Annotated in this window: 17 protein-coding genes; 1 reads left to right on the top strand and 16 read right to left on the bottom strand. The window is 42.8% G+C overall.

Going from position 1 to position 19,957, the window contains the following annotated elements; all coding sequences use genetic code 11:
- Positions 1–15 precede the first annotated feature (15 nt).
- The 16 genes from H8S51_RS03315 to H8S51_RS03240 form a co-directional block, all read right to left on the bottom strand.
- Positions 16–891 carry a magnesium transporter CorA family protein gene (locus H8S51_RS03315; RefSeq protein WP_117922640.1) on the bottom strand — a complete coding sequence of 292 codons (876 nt, stop codon included), beginning with the start codon at positions 889–891 and terminating at the stop codon, positions 16–18.
- Positions 892–894: 3 nt separating this feature from the next.
- Entirely contained in the window at positions 895–1,497 is a 603-nt protein-coding gene (locus tag H8S51_RS03310; protein WP_186899308.1) for a cytidylate kinase-like family protein, read from the bottom strand.
- 75 nt (positions 1,498–1,572) lie between these two features.
- Positions 1,573–4,326, bottom strand: a complete 2,754-nt coding sequence (locus tag H8S51_RS03305) for an ABC transporter permease (RefSeq protein WP_241070869.1) — start codon at positions 4,324–4,326, stop codon at positions 1,573–1,575.
- Between the two features lie 6 nt (positions 4,327–4,332).
- Positions 4,333–5,037 carry an ABC transporter ATP-binding protein gene (locus tag H8S51_RS03300; RefSeq protein ID WP_186899307.1) on the bottom strand — a complete coding sequence of 235 codons (705 nt, stop codon included), beginning with the start codon at positions 5,035–5,037 and terminating at the stop codon, positions 4,333–4,335.
- A gap of 68 nt (positions 5,038–5,105) precedes the next feature.
- Positions 5,106–5,249, bottom strand: a complete 144-nt coding sequence (locus H8S51_RS03295; RefSeq protein WP_158570894.1) for a hypothetical protein — start codon at positions 5,247–5,249, stop codon at positions 5,106–5,108.
- A 305-nt stretch (positions 5,250–5,554) separates the two neighbouring features.
- On the bottom strand, positions 5,555–5,788 hold the full coding sequence (locus H8S51_RS03290) for a hypothetical protein (protein ID WP_117922392.1): 234 nt from the start codon (positions 5,786–5,788) through the stop codon (positions 5,555–5,557).
- A 151-nt stretch (positions 5,789–5,939) separates the two neighbouring features.
- A complete protein-coding gene (gene sufU, locus H8S51_RS03285) occupies positions 5,940–6,365 on the bottom strand; it encodes a Fe-S cluster assembly sulfur transfer protein SufU (protein ID WP_118210233.1) in 426 nt (141 codons plus the stop codon).
- Positions 6,355–7,566, bottom strand: a complete 1,212-nt coding sequence (locus tag H8S51_RS03280; RefSeq protein ID WP_186899306.1) for an aminotransferase class V-fold PLP-dependent enzyme — start codon at positions 7,564–7,566, stop codon at positions 6,355–6,357. Before H8S51_RS03280 ends, sufU begins: the two co-directional genes overlap by 11 nt.
- Positions 7,567–7,605: 39 nt before the next feature.
- On the bottom strand, positions 7,606–8,679 hold the full coding sequence (locus tag H8S51_RS03275) for a SufB/SufD family protein (protein WP_186899305.1): 1,074 nt from the start codon (positions 8,677–8,679) through the stop codon (positions 7,606–7,608).
- A complete protein-coding gene (gene sufB / locus H8S51_RS03270; protein ID WP_186899304.1) occupies positions 8,679–10,085 on the bottom strand; it encodes a Fe-S cluster assembly protein SufB in 1,407 nt (468 codons plus the stop codon). Before sufB ends, H8S51_RS03275 begins: the two co-directional genes overlap by 1 nt.
- 136 nt (positions 10,086–10,221) lie before the next feature.
- Complete coding sequence (sufC, locus tag H8S51_RS03265; RefSeq protein WP_186899303.1) at positions 10,222–10,965, bottom strand: Fe-S cluster assembly ATPase SufC; 744 nt, start codon at positions 10,963–10,965, stop codon at positions 10,222–10,224.
- Between the two features lie 228 nt (positions 10,966–11,193).
- Positions 11,194–12,489: a phosphopyruvate hydratase gene (eno, locus tag H8S51_RS03260; protein WP_186899302.1), complete on the bottom strand. Its 1,296-nt coding sequence runs from the start codon at positions 12,487–12,489 to the stop codon at positions 11,194–11,196.
- A 1,350-nt stretch (positions 12,490–13,839) separates the two neighbouring features.
- On the bottom strand, positions 13,840–14,619 hold the full coding sequence (locus H8S51_RS03255) for an alpha/beta hydrolase (RefSeq protein ID WP_186899301.1): 780 nt from the start codon (positions 14,617–14,619) through the stop codon (positions 13,840–13,842).
- Positions 14,620–14,721: 102 nt separating this feature from the next.
- Complete coding sequence (locus H8S51_RS03250; protein ID WP_186899300.1) at positions 14,722–17,283, bottom strand: glycoside hydrolase family 2 protein; 2,562 nt, start codon at positions 17,281–17,283, stop codon at positions 14,722–14,724.
- A complete protein-coding gene (locus H8S51_RS03245) occupies positions 17,270–17,734 on the bottom strand; it encodes a YaiI/YqxD family protein (RefSeq protein ID WP_015560167.1) in 465 nt (154 codons plus the stop codon). Before H8S51_RS03245 ends, H8S51_RS03250 begins: the two co-directional genes overlap by 14 nt.
- 250 nt (positions 17,735–17,984) lie before the next feature.
- Entirely contained in the window at positions 17,985–18,989 is a 1,005-nt protein-coding gene (locus tag H8S51_RS03240) for a fibronectin type III domain-containing protein (protein WP_186899299.1), read from the bottom strand.
- A 187-nt stretch (positions 18,990–19,176) separates the two neighbouring features.
- Here H8S51_RS03240 and H8S51_RS03235 point away from each other — a divergent pair, with 187 nt between their 5' ends.
- The gene (locus H8S51_RS03235) at positions 19,177–19,947 is read left to right on the top strand and encodes a TerD family protein (RefSeq protein ID WP_186899298.1); all 771 of its coding nucleotides are present in this window, start codon (positions 19,177–19,179) and stop codon (positions 19,945–19,947) included.
- Positions 19,948–19,957 lie beyond the last annotated feature (10 nt).

The following is a 19,957-nucleotide window of genomic DNA, read 5'->3' as shown; positions in this document are numbered from 1 at the left end:
TTAAAATATTTTCTCTTAAAGCATTTTCTTTTTCTTAAAATATACGATCTCACCTGCAATGATAAATATACTGGCAATGATCACAACCGGATATGCATACTTCCATCGGAACTCCGGCATATTGGGGAAATTCATTCCGTACCATCCTGCGATCAATGTCAAAGGAAGAAAGATCGTTGTGACAACCGTCAGGATACTCATGACTTTATTCTGCTGAACATCGATCAATGACTGGTATAACTCACGGATCTGTACCAGATACTCTCTCAAAAGTTCTACATGGTCATGCAGACGTTCCACACGGTTTGCATAGAGCTGCCAGAGTGACTGCTCCTTATCTGTCAGTATCTGTCCAAAATCACTCTGCATGGCATCTGCCAGATTTACAAGCTGCTCGTAATAAGCATGATACGCCGAAAAGCGTTTCCGGTACCGGAGTATGATCTCATAAAAATGTTCCGGAATCTTTTTTAACAGTTCTTCCTCGATCGAAGCTAATTTTTCTTCCTGCTGCTGCAGATAGATCACATCATCCTCGATCAGCATTTCAAAGATCATGACAAGAAGCTGATTCATACTTATTTCTTCCGGTATGACTTTTTCCAGTTTTCCCAGACATGTCTTTAAAAAACTGCCATCCTCGATCAGTAACAGTTCATCGCCCCTCAGATAAAATCCAAATACAATATAAGTTATTTCACCTTTTAATACGCGCGGTATCTTCATTGTCCCAAACAGACAGTCTCCATAATTTTCCGCCTTACAATACTGCACCGGATTCATACTGCGGTAAAGATTCCGCTTGTGAGGATATTCCCCCTCTAGCTCCTTAAATTCTGCTGTTGACATCAGACAGATTTTTTTTTCACTGTTTAAATGATATTCCTGCATGTTTTATTTTACCAGTTTTGCGATCACCTTCACCAGCGCTTCAATATCAGCACCGGACGTATTGATACACAGGTCATAATTTAATTTGTCCCCCCAGGTCTGTCCGGTAAAAAACTGATAATATTTCGAACGTTTTTTATCCACATCCTGAATATGACGTCTTAACTCTTTATCCGTAAAATGTTCCTGCTCCGGTGCACGTTTTCTGCAGCGTTCCATACGCGATTCCATGTCTGCATAAATAAACAGACGCAGCGGATCTTTATCACGCAGGATATAGTCTGCACTTCTTCCGACAATTACGCAGTCTGATTTTTCTGCAAGTTCCTGCACCAAAAGGCTCTGCTCCCTGTAAACCGCATTGTTCTGCTCCATCACCGGGTCCACGCCCATATAAAAAGTTCTTCCGATCGTGATCGGCATCAGCGTGGAAGGACTGTTTTCCATTACATGCTGTACATAACCTTCTGCAAGTTTTGTCCGCTTCGCAATCTCTGTAATGATCTCATTATCATAATAGGCGATTCCCAGTTCATCCGAAAGTCTCTTTCCAACCTCACGTCCGCCACTGCCAAATTCACGCCCGATCGTTATAATTTTTCCCATATGTATCATCTCCTGATTCGTCATTTTTTATAAATAGACTATAACACTTTCCCACATTAACGTCCAACTCTATTTTTAATCAACGCTCTTTAAAGATTCCGTCATACTGATCGCATCGATCTTCTTTCGCATCAGGCGGTCCACAAACCAGGTAAATACCATGGTCAGCACCAGACTGTATAAAAAGCTGATCTGTTTTACATGCACATCAAAAGACACCATATCCACAACGATCTGGCTCATGACAAACCGGTGCAGAAATATGCCAAGCACAAGTCCTACAAGTGCGCCAAGAAATGTAAGGATCGTGTTTTCCCGGAAAACATATGCTGCTGTCTCATTCTCATAAAAACCAAGCACCTCGATCGTTGCGATCTCACGCACACGCTCTGTAATATTAATATTCGTCAGGTTATATAAAACAATAAATGCAAGTCCCGCTGCACACAGAATGATGACAGCAACGATCAGATCCATACTGCTCATCATACTTGAAAAACGTTCCATATCATCCTGTGAAATATTTACCGCTGCCACATCCGCCATCGCCATTAACGCTGTTCCAAGTAAATGCGCATCTGTACCCTCGGAAACAGACACAAATGCCGTCTTATATTCCGGTTCTGCTTTCATCTGTTCCGCGTAAGTATCTGCCGACAGATACACATAATTATATACAAAATTCTCACAGACACCGCTTACCGTCACCTTAAGCGTTTTCATATCGGAATCCTGCAGTGTCACGGTATCCCCTGTCTTTATTCCAAGTTCATCTGCCACTTTCGCTGAAATAACCGTCTCTCCCTTTTGTGGAAATGCGATCGGCTCCTTTTTTTCCGTATGTAAGTTGATAAACGGCGTTATATCCGAATCCGGATCTGCCATAATAAGGCTGACAGATTTCGTCTTTTCCTCACCGACTAAATCCATGCTCTTTTCTGCCACAAACACAAAGTTTTTTACACCGTCTTTTTCTTTATTTTCCAGTTCATCTTTCTGTTTCTGTGCAACAGACGATGAATAGGTAATCCCGATATCATAAGTCTGTATCTGCGTATACTGCTGCGTTATGATCCCCGTCACGGAATCACGTACCCCGAATCCGGTTACTAAAAGTGCACTGCATCCGCTGATCCCCACAACCATCATAAAAAATCTTTTTTTATACCGGAAAATGTTCCGCATTGACACTTTCTGCAGAAACTTAAGCCTCTTCCAGATAAACGGCAGATATTCGAGAAATACACGTTTTCCAGCTTTCGGTGTTTTCGGACGCATCAGTTCTGCCGCAACCTCCGTCAGTTCCCGCCGGACAGATACAAATGTTGTGCCAACAGAGCAAATAAGCGATACGGTCACGGAAATGACTGCTAATTTCCAGTCAAACACATACACTAACGACTCCATCTTATAGAGCATGCCATACGCATACCAGATTACTTTCGGAAACATTACAGTTCCAAGTGCAAATCCAGCCACGCAGCCGGTCAGTGCTGCCGATCCGGAATAAAACATATATTTTGCCATGATCGTATGCTCACTGTAACCTAATGCCTTTAAAACACCGATCTGCGTCCGCTGTTCTTCCACCATACGGTTCATCGTTGTCACACAGACTAACGCTGCTACCAGGAAGAAGAAAATCGGAAACACATCCGCAACTCCGTCGACGATACCGGAATCACTTTCAAAACATACATAACCAACATTCGTATCACGCCCAAGCACATAGGTATCCGGCTCTTTTAATTCCTGCAGCGTCTTTTCCCCATCGCTGATCTTTTTTTCAGCTTTTTCTATCTCTTTATTGTAAGTCGAAAGCCCGTCCTCATATTCCTTTTTCCCATCCTCATACTGCTTCTTTGCATCGGATAATTCCGCTTCTTTTTCTGCAATCTGTGCCTTGGACTCTTCCAACTGCTTTTTTGCATCTGCAAGCTGCTTTTCACCTTCTTCAATCTGACTTTTTGCATCTTCTAACTGTATTTTTGCATCATCAAGCTGACTCTTTGTCCCTTCTTTTTTCTCTGCAAGCTGTTTTTTCCCATCCAAAAGTTTCGTCTCTGCTTCCGAACGTACCGTCTGATAGCGTTCTGCTGCAAGATTCTCTGCCAGTGTTTCCCACGCATCCTGTTTCTGGTTTATGTAAGCATCATATTCTTCACTGTACAGTGGAAAATCACTGTCAAATTTCACATAGACTTCCGTATAATACTCATCCGCAAATCCTTCTGGCAAAAGATAGGCAAATCCGCTTACCCTGCCATTGCCAAGCGATGTGCTTCCACGCTCAAACTGCGAATACAATGGTGACTGCACAATTCCGGTAATCTTGTACTCCCTGCTCGAAAAATGTTCCAGATCATCCGCATCATTGTCCCCGGAAAGTTTGATCGTTTTTCCGATCATGGATGCATCATAAAGATTGGAATCCACCACACATTCCGATGCATTTTCCGGCAATTTTCCATCCACGAGCACCAGACGGTTGACATTCTCCGTGATGCTGTGCATTTTTATGACACGCTCTTTCCCGCCGCTCTCACAGATAATATCAAACGTGACTGCTCCTTCTGCTGCCGCTACATCTTTTTGTTCTTTTATGGTTTCCACTTCGTCCTCTGAAAAACCGACCGTAGAAATCAGGCGGTAATCATAAAGAGATGTCTTATCAAAATAACGCTGTGCCGTTTCTAACATTGCAGGCTGTGTTACCTTAAGTCCCGCAAAAAATCCCACTCCCAATGCAACGATAGCAAGGATGGCTAAAAATCTGCCAAGGCTTTCTTTTATTTCCCTGAATGTTGATTTCCATATCATTGATCTCATAACCATCTACCACTCTATATCTGCAATATCTGCAATGTACTCATTTTTTTCCATGGACACGACCGTTCCGCTCTTTACCGTAATGATGCGGTCTGCCATCGCTGTCAGTGCCTGATTATGTGTGATGACAACAACCGTCTTTCCTTTTTCGCGGCAGGTATCCTGCAATAATTTTAAAACTGCTTTTCCGGTATTGTAATCAAGTGCCCCTGTCGGTTCATCACAGAGTAAGAGCTTTGGATTTTTGGCAAGTGCACGTGCGATCGCCACGCGCTGCTGTTCTCCGCCGGAAAGCTGTGCCGGGAAATTGGACAAACGATCCTTTAATCCGACTTCCTCAAGCACTTTTGCTGCCGGAAGCGGATCTTTACAGATCTGTGCGGCTAACTCCACATTTTCAATTGCTGTCAGATTCTGTACGAGGTTGTAAAACTGAAACACAAATCCAATGTCAAAACGCCGGTAGGAAGTAAGCTGTTTTTTGTCGTAGCCTGAAATTTCCTGTCCGTCTAAAAACACCTGTCCGCTGCTTAAGGAATCCATTCCTCCTAAAATATTTAAAATAGTGGTTTTTCCGGCGCCGGATGCACCGACGATAACGCAGAATTCTCCTTTTTCGATCTCAAAGTTAACGTCGTGGAGAGCAGTGATATCAAGTTCACCGGTATGGTAGATTTTGCCCACGTTCGAAAAGGTTACAAATGATGGCATGTGATAAGTCCTCTCTTGTTGTGTATGAATTACTTCTATAAACTATAAAAAGTGTAAACCGTCAGGACTTATTTTGCAAATAAAATGTTTCTAAAAAATCCGCTGACACCATTTTCATCTGCTTCTGTTTTTTCCAGAATATTTTTCAGGTATTTATCGGCTGTTTCCCTGTCTGCAAACATTTCAAGGTTATCGCAGTTCCGCTCTGGCATACTGCTTCTGTCCCTGACGGCATATTTTTTCTTATGATTTTTCCATACTTCTCTATAAATATCTCTAATTCCTGAATCGTCATTGTGTTTTCCTCTTAGTCGCGATTAAGATTAGGAACTATGTCCTTACACTGATATATTGTCACAAAAATCATTTCGGTTCATGTTAATACGCGGAAATATAAATGCGGAAATATATCAAATGATTTTGATATATTTCCGCATAAATCTGCTGCACTTACATTAGTATTTTACCGCGCCTTCTGTCGGCTATATCTTTCTGTTCTTATTTCACACACCCTGCTTCACACTGCAAATCCGGAAAACGACAATTCTGCCCCATCTGCAACCCTGCTGCAGATATTGACTGCCCTGCCCATCACACCGGAAAACTCGTCATCTTTTGTGATCACTTTCATGTACATATGATCACCGTTTACTTCCACGCTCTCCACATCCTCGATCTCTCTCATCTCACGTTCTACTTCTGCCACCTGTGCTTTTGTCAGCTTCTTTGACAAATGATAATATCTTCCCATCAGAACCTCCATTTCCTGCGCATTCTTTGCACACAATCTGTTTTGAACCGTTCCAGAACAATTGGATACGTCATTCATAACTTTTGTTAGTTGTTTCTAATTGTTTATATTATACCCCTGTCAGAAGAAGATGGCGCACGAATAAGTGAGATTATTTATCATTTAACATTTCTTCCATCGTGTGCCAGCCAAGCACCGCACATTTTACACGGGCAGGCATATGAGAGATATCCTGAAGCGAGGATGCCTCCTCAAGTCTGTCAATTTCCTCCGGTGTCGCTTCATCATGAATCATTTTTAAAAATATATCCGAAAGTTCCAGTGCCTCCTCTTTTGTTCTTCCGATGATAAGATCAAGCATCATGTCCGCAGAAGCCTGTGAAACAGCACACCCGCTTCCGGCAAATGCGCCATCCGTTATTTTTCCATCTTCCACCTTAAGCTGAAGTACAATATCATCTCCACAGCTTGGATTCACACCTTCTAATGCAAAATTTGCATCCTTTAAAACCTGCTTATGCAGCGGATGTAAGTTGTGCTCTGTCAGAATCGTATTGTAAAAACTTCTACTCTCCATATCCCATCCTCCTTCGAACGCCGGCTAGACAGTCTAAGAAACGTTCGATATCTTTTTTGTCATTATAAAATGCCAGACTGACACGCGCAGATGACGGCACACCGAGATGTTTTAACAACGGCTGTGCGCAGTGGTGTCCTGCACGGACTGCAATCTGACTGTCATCTAAAATAGAAGCAATATCATGCGGATGTACACCATCTATCACAAAACTTAAAATACCACCATGTTCCTCCGGTTTGCTGCTTCCTAAGATATGCACATACGGAATCTGATCCATGCCATCAAATAACATTTTTGTCAGCTTTTCTTCCCGCTTTTGAATCGTATCCATTCCGATGTCATTCATATAATCAATAGCTGCCGCAAGTCCGGCGGCTCCTGCCCCATTGACCGTTCCAGCTTCAAATTTATGTGGCAGTTCAGCGTAAACTGCCCCAGTTCTTGTCACCGTCTCGATCATCTCTCCACCTGTTAAAAATGGCGGCATTTCCTCTAACAGTGCTTCTTTCCCGTAAAGCACACCGATTCCCATCGGCGCCATCATTTTATGACCGGAAAATGCAATAAAGTCAGCGTCCATCGCCGTGACATCCACATTTTTATGCAAAACTGCCTGTGCGGCATCCACTAACACCACACCGCCTTTTTCATGCACCATTTTTATGATTTTTTCCACCGGATTTCGTCTGCCAAGGACATTTGAGACCAGTCCTATCGCTGCAAACTTTGTTTTTTCACCGATGGCATTTGAAATTGCCTCATCTGTAAGGCTTCCGTCCTGTTCACAATCCAGATAAACAAGTTTTGCACCTGTCCTTTCCGCCACCATCTGCCATGGAAGCAGATTGCTGTGATGTTCCATAATTGTGACAAGGATCTCATCCCCTGTTTTTAAATTGGAAAGTCCATAGCTGTATGCCACAAGATTGATGCTCTCCGTTGTATTTCTGGTAAAAATGATCTCCCGTTCACTTTTTGCATGAATAAAATCACGCACCTTTTCCCTTGCAGACTCATACTGTTCTGTCGCTGCAAGACCAAGCGAATAAAGTCCCCGCAGGGGATTTGCATTGTATTTTTCATAAAATTCCTGCTCTGCCAAAAGTACCTTCGCCGGCCGCTGTGCGGTTGCCGCATTGTCTAAATATACCAGCTGATTGTCTCTTAACAGTGGAAAATCTTTTTTATAATCAGGCATCTTTATCATCCTCCTTCCATATCCGGATGCTGTTTGCGATCATTGTGCATCCAGCATCATCTGGATTTCTTTTTGTATCTCCTCTGACGGGATTTTTGCACAGAGTGCGTCAACCCTTGCACGCACCACAAGACGTTTTGCCTCTTCGCTGTCGAACCCTCTGCTTGCTAAATAAAAGAGCATCTGCTCATCAAGTCTTCCGATCGTCGCGCCGTGGCTTCCTTCCACATCTTCTTCCCCACAGAGAATCAATGGTATTGTCTGATTTTCGACACCCTCATCGATCAAAAGCACCTCCTCGCTCTCCGCACCTTTCGCACCGGCACATCCTGTGATAAAATCAATCGTTCCGCGGAACAGTTTTTTCGCATTTCCTTTTAAAATGCCGTTTGCATCCATCTGGCTTTCTGTCTTTTTCCCAATATGTCTTGCCACATAGTTCATGTCATAACGGTCATTCCCATCCGCAAGATATCCAATGTCTGCCCGAAATGTACTGTGTGCACCGGCAAGTTCCATCTGACATCCCGCATACAGATCTTTTGCACCAAGCTGCATCTGAAGCAGTGCCACCGATGTATCTTTTTCGCATGCACCGCCGATATCAAGTAGGGCACATGCATTTTTACCTAAAAGCTGTGCGGCATATATTTTTACTTTTGCTCCCTCTTTCGCATCAACCAGTAACTGGTGTATCACTGTCCCACTGCTATTTTTATCAGAGGAAAATATAAAAATAACTTCTATTTCGCTGTCTTTTTCAGCTATAATCTGCATGCGGTTAAAGTAATTTTTTTCTGCATCATACTGATATGAAATAACAACCGGACTTTTTATCTGTACATTTTCTTCGATCCGAAGTGTATCTGCCATATCCTGACTGCCCAGTTCTGATATCTGCGCTCCCATTCCGGTTTTGATTCCTTTTTTTATTTCCCTTTTTTCAAAACTTACACCCTCCGGCAGCTTTCCGTTACTATTATCCGAAGTCTCCACCCCAACTTGCGGTATGCATGGGATGGCATCTGTAACTGCCGTAACCTGTGATTCATTCATCTTAAGCCAGTTCCATGTCTTTGCCGGAAGCTCGTTTATAATCCATTCTTTTTCCATCAGCCTATGCTCCCTTCCATCTCAAGCTGGATCAGATTGTTCATTTCCAGTGCATATTCCAGTGGCAGTTCTTTCGATACATCATCCGCAAATCCGCTGACGATCATTGAGCGTGCCTCCTGCTCACTGATGCCGCGTGACATCAGATAAAAAACTGCGTCATCACTGATCCTGCCGATTTTTGCTTCATGCCCGACATCCGCCATAGCGGTTTTGATATCCATTGCCGGGATTGTATCTGATCTTGAAATACCATCCAGCATAAGAGATTCACAGGATACTGCCGCCTTACTGTTTTTCGCTTCTTTTCCAATGACTACGGAACTGCGGAATGTACTGATTCCTCCATCTTTTGAGATTGATTTTGTATTGATGTAGGAAGAAGTATCCGGCGCGTTCTGCACTACTTTTGCACCGGTATCAAGGTTCTGCCCTTTACCGGCAAACGTGATGCCGGTAAATTCCATGTGTGCACCTTTTCCATTTAAAATACTCATCGGGTACAGATACGATGTATGGGAACCAAAAGAACCGGACACCCACTCGATCGTTCCGCCCTCCTCGACTAACGCACGTTTTGTATTCAGATTGTACATATTTTTTGACCAGTTTTCGATCGTAGAATAGCGCAGCTTTGCATTTTTATGGACAAATAATTCCACACATCCAGCATGCAGGTTTGCCACATTATAACGCGGTGCAGAACACCCTTCGATAAAATGCAGATATGCCCCCTCATCCACAATGATAAGCGTATGTTCAAACTGTCCTGCTCCCGGTGCATTCAGTCTGAAATATGACTGCAATGGGAAGTCTAAGGACACTCCGGGTGGCACATAGACAAACGATCCTCCAGACCAGACGGCTCCGTGCAGTGCCGCAAATTTGTGGTCATTCGGTTTGACCAGTTTCATAAAATGTCTGCGGATCATGTCGGCATATTCGCCCTTCATCGCACTCTCAATGTCACTGTATACAACTCCCTGTGCTTCCACTTCCGCTTTCACATGATGGTAGACCATCTCAGAATCATACTGCGCTCCGACACCTGCCAATGATTTTCGCTCCGCTTCCGGTATTCCAAGTCGTTCAAACGTATCTTTGATCTCTCCCGGCACTTCCGACCATTTTCCCCGCATCTGTGTTTTCGGCCGCACATAAGTCTCAATGTGATCCATATCAAGTCCGTCGATCGGTGGTCCCCAGTCCGGGATTTTCATCTGTCTGTAAATCTGAAGTGATTTCATCCGGAACTCACGCATCCACACCGGATCATCTTTTTCATCTGAAATTTTACGCACGATCTCTTCCGTCAATCCCGCTTCCATATGGTATGCATCTTTATCATCATTCCGGATATCATAAATCGTGCGGTCGATATCCGCTACATAAGTTTTTTCTTTCATGATCATCCTCATTTCTATCACGGTTTATTTTTTGCACTGTTTTCTGCTCTATTGCAGCTTACTTTTCACACTGTTTTCAGGTTATATCGCAGCTTATTTTTCACACTATCTTTATTCCTGCTGACCATAATTTATTTTACGCCAGATAGTCTTTATATCCTTCGCGGTTGATCTTGTCCACCAGGCTTCCATCCCCGGTCGCAACAATCTGCCCATCCACCATGATATGTGTATAATCCACGTGCAGATGCTCTAAGATCCTGGTGCTGTGTGTGATGATCAATAGTCCTTTGTCATTATTTTTCCGGTATTCCTCAATGCCTGCCGAAACGAGACGTACCGCATCCACATCCAGTCCGGAATCTGTTTCGTCCAAAATTGCAAGTTCTGGTTTTAACAGCATCATCTGTAAAATCTCCGTTTTCTTTTTCTCTCCACCAGAAAATCCAACGTTTAATGCACGGCTTTTATAGGACTCATCCATCTGCAAAATCTTCATTGCAGCATCCACTTCTTTCATAAATGTCCAGATCCGCACTTTATCTCCCCGCCGTTTGCGCACTGCATTATTTAAAAAGGAATCCAGTGCCAGTCCCGGTACTTCGAGTGGCTCCTGAAATGACAGGAAAATTCCGTCCTGCGCTCTCTTATCCGCCGGTTCCTCTGTGATATCTTTTCCGAGGAATTCAATGATTCCCCCTTTAACTTGATATTTCGGATTGCCCATCAGCACATAGCCAAGTGTCGATTTTCCGGCTCCATTCGGTCCCATCAGCACATGCGTCTCACCACGTTTTATCTCCAGATTGACATGGTGCAGCAGTTCTTTGTCCTCCACACCCACAGTCAGATCTTTTATCTTTAACATTGATCTATCCATCAATCATACCCCTTTCTTTCACATTTTTATTTCCTAGTATTTTAGTAGGATATTGTAAAAATATTATACCGCTATTTATTTTTGAATACAAGCGATTGCAGGGGTTGTAATTGAGAGTGTTTTTCAATAAGAGAATTGGAATAAAAAGAACGCCAAAAGCCATCCCTGACCTTTCGCGTCCTTTCCATGATACAGAGGAGAAAATAAATTATAATATGAATAAATTTCTTATTTTACATTAAATGCACCCATTCCCGGATACACTGCTGCACTTCCAAGTTCTTCCTCAATGCGGAGAAGCTGGTTGTATTTTGCAACACGCTCCGTTCTGCTCGGTGCGCCGGTCTTGATCTGGCAGGTATTTAATGCCACCGCGAGATCTGCAATCGTGGTGTCTTCCGTCTCACCGGAACGGTGGGAAGAAATCGCCGTGTAGCCTGCCTTATGAGCCATCTTGATTGCCTCTAAGGTCTCAGATACGGAACCGATCTGATTTAACTTGATCAGAATCGCATTGCCACAGCCATTGTCGATACCTTTTTTCAGACGCTCTGTATTAGTTACGAATAAATCGTCCCCGACAAGCTGTACCTTACCGCCAAGTTCTTTGGTCAGAAGTTTCCAGCCATCCCAGTCTTCCTCATCAAGTGCATCCTCGATGGAAATGATCGGGTATTTTTCAACCAGTTTCTTCCAGTGCTCGATCAGTTCTGCAGAAGTAAATTCGGTGCCCGCCTTTGGCAGTTTATAAAATCCTTTTCCTTTCTCGCTCTTCCACTCGGAGGAAGCTGCATCCATTGCAATTCTGAAATCTCTGCCCGGCTCGTATCCTGCATTTTTCACAGCATCTAATATGTACTCGATTGCCTCTTCATCAGATGCAAGATCCGGTGCAAAACCACCTTCATCACCGACAGAAGTTGCAAGTCCTTTGCTCTTTAACAATGTAGCAAGTGCGTGGAACACTTCCGCACACCAGCGGAGCGCCTCCTTAAAACTCGGTGCACCGACCGGCATGATCATGAACTCCTGCACGTCTACCGTGTTTGCTGCATGTGCACCACCATTTAAAATATTCATCATAGGAACTGGCAGACGGTTGCCTGAAATGCCGCCTAAGAAACGGTAAAGCGGAATATCAAGTGAGATGGAAGCTGCACGTGCCGCTGCAATCGACACTGCTAAGATCGCATTTGCTCCCAGTTTTGATTTATCCTTTGTTCCGTCTGCTGCGATCATCGCTGCATCCACTGCATAAATGTCGCTGGCATCCATTCCAACGATTGTATCGTTGATAATTGTATTAATATTTTCAACTGCCTTGGTAACGCCTTTGCCAAGATATCTCGACTTATCGCCGTCGCGAAGCTCTAATGCTTCAAATTCTCCGGTCGATGCACCGCTTGGTGCCATTCCCCTTCCAATGGTACCGTCCACTAAATATACTTCAGCTTCCACGGTAGGATTACCTCTGGAGTCTAAAATCTCTCTTCCGATTACTTTTTCAATCGCTAAATAATTCATTCCCGCTGTCTCCTTTTCCTCATTTGCAGACGATCTTACCGGAATCTGAAAGGTAGCAACTTTCGGATTCCGGGCAGGGGTGTCTGATTCCCCCTGTGATATTCAAAAATGTCCGCGCTTCCACCCGCGTCACTTTTTCTTGGTCTGCATGATTTACACTATTGTTAGTTATATCTAACTGCTGTTTAGTATAGCGAACATCTGAGCAAAAAACAAGAATGGGAAATGAGACTCTTTCTCATTTTCCATTCTTCATTATTGGATTCTGGCTTTTGTTCTTTGATTTCTGATCTGTTCATGAACTGCCTCACAAATGATGATTTGTTGGGCTATGAGTTCCCCGGCTAAGGGTGGCGTCGCAGTTTTGTGAGTGGCAAATTGCATCAAGCCGGGACTGTTTTGTTTCGTTGTCCGAAAATAAGACAATCTAAGGCTGCCTGGTTCAGGTTGTGGCGGAGTGACGTGTGCGTCTTAAATGTGCCATCCGGGCACATTAAGACTTGTGCTGCCGTCCGTGGCAGCACAACACTGTATTGCGGACAGGCAGTCTAAGATTGACTAATTTTCTCCCAAAGTCACAAAACGAGTCCTGGCTTGATGCGATTTGCTAGCCGCAAGGTTGTGAACCACCCTTCGCTGGGGAACTCATTTTACAACCTTGTGTAGTGCGTAAATTTTTAGTGTTTTATGTGTGAATCTGATTAAAAAAATATTTTCAAATAACTATATTCAATAGTTTATTATTTTTTTGATTACACTGGCAAAAACCTCGATATATAACACTATGCTCATATTTATTGCCATACACATTTGAAAATATTTTTTGTTATTGGTCTGGAAATTTACGAAACGATTCGTATAATATAATGTAGCATATAAAAATTCTGGGAAGTCATCAGGCTGAATATCAATGATACAGCACATTAGGATTTTAAGTATATTTCCATTCGTGCGAATATCAAAAATCCGCACTTACGCCCCCCAGATTTTGAGATGAACCGCCCACCCAAATGGTGTTCACAACCTGGCGGCTGGTATCTTGCGCAAAACCGGAGCTAATTTTGTGACTTTGGGAGAAAATTAGAAAATCTTGGTATGCCTGTAGATATACAGTGATGTTCTGCCACGGATGGCAGAACGAGGCAGCATCGAGTCATGGATGACTCGTTGTTGCCGATCACGTCACTCCGAGAAAACCTAAATCAGGCATACCTAGACTTTTCTTATTTTCGTACAACGGAACAAAAATTACTTCGGCTTTGCGCAAGATGCCATTCACAAGCCTATGAAACACCATTTGGACGGGCGATTTATTTCATAAACAAACCATCATTTGCTGGGAAACCCGATTCACCCACCACAGATCTCCGTGATCAGTTTCACCCACTTATCCGGATAAACTGCAAGCAGTTCTTCATGCTGCAGATCCAACTCATGCAGAACCGGTCTTTTAAAATGCTTTTGATATCGCGCACGATACTTTTCTCCCATTTTAAGGGCATATAAAATATGTATCTCTGTTCCCGGCGGGTCGATCTGATCTGGCAGTGGCGTGATCAGATCAGAATAAAACTGGTTTTCGACACTCTTTTTTGTAATGTGGCTCATATCAGCATCCGGTGTCTTTATCATATCCATAAATGCTTTGATATAGCCATCGTCTTCTGCCATCATCTTTTCCATTTTCTTTTTCATAAAAGGAATTTTCATCTCACCTTTCTTAAGAAACGGATAAAAGATCGGTGCCATCAGTTTTGTCATAAGTTTCGCTGAAATCTTCCCGGACTGGTCTAAATCAGAACCACCTAAAATCCCATAATCCATATGGATATTCTGACGTGCTGCAAGTAATCCAACAAAGGAACCGCCAAGAGAACAGCCATATGCGGCACAGATATGACCGCCAAATTCTTTCTTTATATACTGCTCTATCTTTTCCGTCTCCTCTGTCATCGTTGGAAACTCTGTCTGCTCCGTCTCATCAAATCCATCATAGGAAACACATGCCACCTGAAAATATTCTTCTAACGGCTCTATCACTTTTTCAAAATTTCCTTTCCAGTGACAACAGGTTCCCGGGAAAAGGAAAATAACCGGTTTTTCTTTCTCTCCAAAACAATATACTTTCATAGAATTCTACCTTCTTTAAAATGTTTTTCATATGTTAGTTATTTCTAACTAATTTTATGATAACACTTGTATAAGAAGGTGTAAAGCTGTTCTGTTTTAGAGTTATTCTTCCACTTCCCATGAATCGCACAGTGACCGTACCCGGATCTTAGGCACGCCTTCTGCCCCCTCCGGCAAAACAGCCGTAATCTCATAAGGTTCTTTTCCGGTCAGATGCATAAAATTATCCGACCAGACCAGATCCACATTACTCTCCACTGAAACGAAAAATGCCGGAGCATCTGATTTTAACCGCACCGTCAGCAGATTGCCTTCTATCATTACATCAAAAGTAATCTCTGCTTTTTTGATCTGCATATGTTTATACGGTTTTGGCATTTCAACCTGACGGCTCAAAGTTCCATCGGAGTGTGTAAATACCGCCTCCACAAAAACTTCACTTTCCCTGCCTTCTATCACATCTTTCAAAGAAACCGGCCCCATTGCTTTCACGGACAACGGTTCACATACTGCACGCTGCGAATTTTTCCAGAGAACTTCCCCCAGCATATTTTTCACGAAAACCGTGACATCAGACGATACTTCCTGCATTGTCTCATTTTGCAGATATGGCGTATAGACTGCATCTTCAGATACCTTTAAGCTGCCGAGTACATCCGCATAAAAATGTCTTGAAAAATACTGCAGTGCCTTCCATCTTCCAAAATAATCAATACTTGCCCAGGATGCGACCGGCCAGTTATCATTTAACTGCCAGTAAATTGCACCCATACAGCGTCCCCTGTTTCTGCGCCAGTGTTCCACACCGCTTTTGATTGCGATTGCCTGCAGCACCTGGCTGATATAGATCAGACTCTCAAAATCTTTTGGATATAAAAAGTTCTCCGCAATATAATGCAGAATTTTAGCATTTGCAGAACCATTTTTCTGATGACTCTCCATAACTTCGGAAAAGATATTGCGATCCTCAGGCAGGGTAAAGGTATTGATGGTTTTTTTACAAGGGAACGACTGGAATCCAAATTCTGAGCAAAATCTAAAATAGTAATTTTCATAGTCAGAAAACGGCTTTTCTCCATGCCATACATCCCAGTAATGACGATCCCCGATATCATCGCTGTCCGGGTCCGTAAAATTACCGCCGGATGATGGGGAAGAAGGCCAGTAAAACGTTGCATCATTTTCACTCTTTAATGCTTCCGGGATCAGCTTTTCAAACATTGTCAGGTAATCCTGTTTTAATGCATCCGAATGATCATTAAAACCACCCCAGTGATCCCAGGCTGATTCCATCTCATTGTTGCCACACCAAAGTCCAAGACTTGCGTGGTGTCTTAATCTTTTTACATTATCTTTTGTTTCTTCTATAATGCTCTCCCGCAACGCATCCGTAAGTTCGTAGACATTGCAGGCATACATAAAATCCTGCCATACGATCAGACCATGCTCATCACAGTAATCATAGAAAACATCCGCCGGATAATATCCACCACCCCAGATACGGATACAGTTAAAATGACACGCCACCGCAATATCCAGCAATTCATAAATGCGCTCAGGTGTAATCTTTGAATAAATACAGTCCTCCGGGATATAATCCGCACCCTTGGCAAAAATCTTTACCCCATTGACACAAAATGCAAACTCCTCACCCCATGCATCCTTTTCCCGGCTGACCGTCAATGTACGCAGACCAATGCGCAGCTCTTTTACATCCAGAAATTCTCCGCCCAGAAAAAGTTCCGCACGCACCGTATAAAGCGGCTGTGCACCGTATCCGTTCGGCCACCAGAGTTTCGGATCTTCAACCAGACATTTTCCATCCGAAAAAGAAATCTGTTTTCCATCCGGTGTCTGCAACGTGATTTTTACCTCAAGATTATCTGCATTCTCTGCCAGTGTCGAATCATTGTTTCCCACACTTTCTTTCAATATCCGGGCATTACTTTCCGCACTCTGTGGTAATACCAGATACTCAGCTTCCGCAATTTCACCGTCCTGTGCCTTTTCCGGCAACATCACTTTTGTTTCTGCCGACAGAAAAACTTTTCCATCTATGTGTTCCTGTCTGATATGCAGATCAGACAGTTCTGCCTTCTCATAGCTGTCAATAAAAATATCACGCCAGATCCCCATATCCGGTAACTGTGGACCCCAGTCCCAGCCAAACATGGAATGTGCTTTCCGGATATACTGATTTCCTTCCATCGCACCGCATGCCGTGTAATGAATCTCTTTTCCCGCTGCCGGCACATGTTCGTTTACATATGCGATTGCAGAATGGATTTTCACTGTGATATTGTTTGTCCCGTTTTTCAGGACATTTGTGCACAGGATCCGGTAACGAAGATGCATGTTATCCACATGCTTTATCAGCATGCCGTTGATAAAAATATCTGCCACCGTGTCGATTCCGTCACAGCAGAGTGCATACACTCTTCCCTCTTCTTTTTTCAGTTCAAATTCCCTTGAAAAAATAAAATCATTTTTCAGCAGCTCTCTTGTCGGGTACTCATTCATCCGGTAAAATGGATCTTCAAGTAAACCGTGTTCTGTCAGTCCGGAAAGTACTGAACCCGGAATCTCCACCGGGCAGAGCAGTGTTTCATCCGCTTTTTTTAACTGCCAGGTACCATTTAAATAAAATTTTTCATGTTGTGCCATAAATATTCTCCATTCCCTTTCGAATCATTTTTTCAAAACTTTCCCGGAAATGCATATCATCCTCCGTGTTTCTCTTTTTGGGTCCTTTCAGATGATTCTTCCCGGATGCCCGCCTCGCCTTTTTATTCATATGGCGCTCTAACAGCATCCGGTCGATGTTATCATCCGTGTACCACCTTCCGGACTGATGGATTGCAAATGCACCTTTTCCAAGTGCCATCGCCGCTACCCCATAATCCTGTGTCACAACGATATCTCCCTTCCGGCATAAATTAACCAGTGCAAAATCCACCGCATCTGCCCCGGCACCAATGATCTTTACTTCACTGTAATCAGAATATAAAACGTGATTCGTGTCACATAACAGCGTCACCGGTATCTTATATTTGATTGCAAGTTCTTCCACGATTCCCACCACCGGGCAGGCATCCGCATCCACATAGATCTGCATAAATTCTCCATTCCTGCATTTTTATTCATCATAATAAAATGATCTGTCAAACATACATTCCATTATTTGTATCTCAAATTCCTGTATGCCATAGAAGCTGTTTGTTCTGCTTACCTGTTGTATTATAACAAGGATCTTCTATAATTTCCAAATAAATCCGATCAAAAAAATTAGGGAAGCCCATCCGACCTCCCTAACTTATTTCTCATATAAAATGTTTGATTTCTATTTCCTGTTTTTCGATCAATAATTACTTATTTGTCTTCAGTTTATATGTTTTTCCGAATTCGCCATAATATTTTTTAGAACCCGATTTCACAAATCCACGAACGCGGAACTTATACGTTGTCCCCTTCTTTAACTGTATAATGTTTGCAGATGAAAAATCAGATGCTACCGTCTTTACTTTCGTAAACTCCTCTAAATCCGGATCATACATCCACACTTCATACCCGGATACGCCCTTTTGCTTTTTCCAGGATAATTTTATGGACTGCTTAGTTGCCGCAACCCGTTTTATATTATTTACTTTATTCGGGAGTACAATAACAGTTATATTGCTGGTTACACCTTGTGATTTTACGGAAATCTTACAGCTTCCCGGCGCTACTGCAACGATTTTTCCTTTTGATGAAACCTTTGCAACCGATGTTTTTGTTGACTTATATGTAAATTTCGTATTCTTGACAACTTTATCTGATTTTTTTAAAACTGCATCGATTGTTGTTTTGTCGCCAGGCTCAAGAATAACCTTTTTTTCAGAAAGCACTATTTTTTTCTCTGATTTTAGCTGAATGTCAGCAGTTGCATGTGGCTGTAATCCTAAATAATAAGTTCCTGCCATCAGAGAATATTTTTCTGTTCTTTTCAATACTCCTGACCGTGTTCCAACATTATATTCTTCGCCTACTCTTTCGCCATCTGAATTGTAGAGCTGAATCCAGCAGTCACTTCCACCTGTTTCCTGTGCAAAAAGTGTAAGATTTGTCTTTTCTGTCAGTTTTACAGTAACAAAATCATAATAATTCCACTCATGGCTGTTCCATGCCAGAATATCTGCCTTCCCTGCCTGTGGTGAATCATTTGCCGCAATATGGTATAACTTATCCAACTGAATCTTCGGCGCATCTTTCATTTCCCTTGTTGCCTTGATCGTTTGTTTTGCCATAACCTCTGCCGGCTTTGCAATTCCCCCGACAATCATGCCACAAAGCATAATTGCGCATACTGCCAATAGTCTGATTTTCTTTTTCATTCTCATTTCCTCCTTTTTCTATTTTTTATCATATATGTATGTCTCCTTCTTGTCAACATTTCGCAATTTGACACCTCTATCAGAATCACTTAAAATGAAATTCAGAAACTTATTAATTCATAACAATAGATTGCCCGCAAAGCGTACACTCTATTATTTTACTAAATGACAAGGGGTTTTTTTTATTATGGTAGATATTCCAATGAGATCCTCTGCTCCCGTCACCAGGCAGACCGTTCTTTCCATCAACGAGCGGAAAGTCGAGGGAGCTAAAACAACACGAACTATCACTTCGATCAACCACACACAATCTCAGACTGCATCAAAAGCATCTTCCGGAACGACTTCTTCCATGCAACACACTGCCATGCACCCTGCATCCACACCGACGTCAAAACCTTTACCTCCACTGGTACATATGGTGCAAAAAGGTCAGAAAACACCACTGGAGAATTCCGGGAAACTCACTTCCATAAAGGCATGTCTTGGATGGAATGTCAAAAATCCTGCCTGTGATGTGGATGTGTCCGCATTTCTGCTCGGTGCATCAGGCAAGGTGATCGGTGATTCCTGGTTCGTCTTTTACGGGCAGACCGAAAGTCCTGATCACAGCACGGTTTTTCATGTTGAGGACGGTGCTGACCGCGAAAGCATTTCCGTTGATTTCACCAAACTGGATACATCCGTTGCCAGAATCGTATTTGTGTTGACGATCAACGAAACATTAGAAAAAAATCTAAACTTCGGAATGCTTCAGGACGCTTATATCCGCATTATGGATTCTGCCGGTGCCGAATTAGTCAGCTTTAAAATGGATGAATATTACTCAAATGTAACATCCATGATGATCGGCGAACTGTATCTGCATAACGGCGCATGGAAGTTTAATGCCATCGGAAACGGCGTGGCAAAAGATCTCGCAGGATTATGCGAGATGTATGGAGTTCAGGTTATTTAAAACAAAGGAT

Source organism: Roseburia rectibacter (assembly GCF_014287515.2).
GTDB classification, from domain to species: domain Bacteria; phylum Bacillota; class Clostridia; order Lachnospirales; family Lachnospiraceae; genus Roseburia; species Roseburia rectibacter.
The sequence above is the reverse complement of the archived record's forward strand: the minus strand, read 5'-3'. Positions and strand labels throughout refer to the sequence as shown.

Coding starts and splice junctions, on each gene's coding strand:
- H8S51_RS03315 (WP_117922640.1), bottom strand. CDS start 891: ATGCAGGAATATCATTTAAACAGTGAAAAAAAAATCTGTCTGATGTCA.
- H8S51_RS03310 (WP_186899308.1), bottom strand. CDS start 1,497: ATGGGAAAAATTATAACGATCGGGCGTGAATTTGGCAGTGGCGGACGT.
- H8S51_RS03305 (WP_241070869.1), bottom strand. CDS start 4,326: ATGAGATCAATGATATGGAAATCAACATTCAGGGAAATAAAAGAAAGC.
- H8S51_RS03300 (WP_186899307.1), bottom strand. CDS start 5,037: ATGCCATCATTTGTAACCTTTTCGAACGTGGGCAAAATCTACCATACC.
- H8S51_RS03295 (WP_158570894.1), bottom strand. CDS start 5,249: ATGCCAGAGCGGAACTGCGATAACCTTGAAATGTTTGCAGACAGGGAA.
- H8S51_RS03290 (WP_117922392.1), bottom strand. CDS start 5,788: ATGGGAAGATATTATCATTTGTCAAAGAAGCTGACAAAAGCACAGGTG.
- sufU (WP_118210233.1), bottom strand. CDS start 6,365: ATGGAGAGTAGAAGTTTTTACAATACGATTCTGACAGAGCACAACTTA.
- H8S51_RS03280 (WP_186899306.1), bottom strand. CDS start 7,566: ATGCCTGATTATAAAAAAGATTTTCCACTGTTAAGAGACAATCAGCTG.
- H8S51_RS03275 (WP_186899305.1), bottom strand. CDS start 8,679: ATGGAAAAAGAATGGATTATAAACGAGCTTCCGGCAAAGACATGGAAC.
- sufB (WP_186899304.1), bottom strand. CDS start 10,085: ATGAAAGAAAAAACTTATGTAGCGGATATCGACCGCACGATTTATGAT.
- sufC (WP_186899303.1), bottom strand. CDS start 10,965: ATGGATAGATCAATGTTAAAGATAAAAGATCTGACTGTGGGTGTGGAG.
- eno (WP_186899302.1), bottom strand. CDS start 12,489: ATGAATTATTTAGCGATTGAAAAAGTAATCGGAAGAGAGATTTTAGAC.
- H8S51_RS03255 (WP_186899301.1), bottom strand. CDS start 14,619: ATGAAAGTATATTGTTTTGGAGAGAAAGAAAAACCGGTTATTTTCCTT.
- H8S51_RS03250 (WP_186899300.1), bottom strand. CDS start 17,283: ATGGCACAACATGAAAAATTTTATTTAAATGGTACCTGGCAGTTAAAA.
- H8S51_RS03245 (WP_015560167.1), bottom strand. CDS start 17,734: ATGCAGATCTATGTGGATGCGGATGCCTGCCCGGTGGTGGGAATCGTG.
- H8S51_RS03240 (WP_186899299.1), bottom strand. CDS start 18,989: ATGAAAAAGAAAATCAGACTATTGGCAGTATGCGCAATTATGCTTTGT.
- H8S51_RS03235 (WP_186899298.1), top strand. CDS start 19,177: ATGGTAGATATTCCAATGAGATCCTCTGCTCCCGTCACCAGGCAGACC.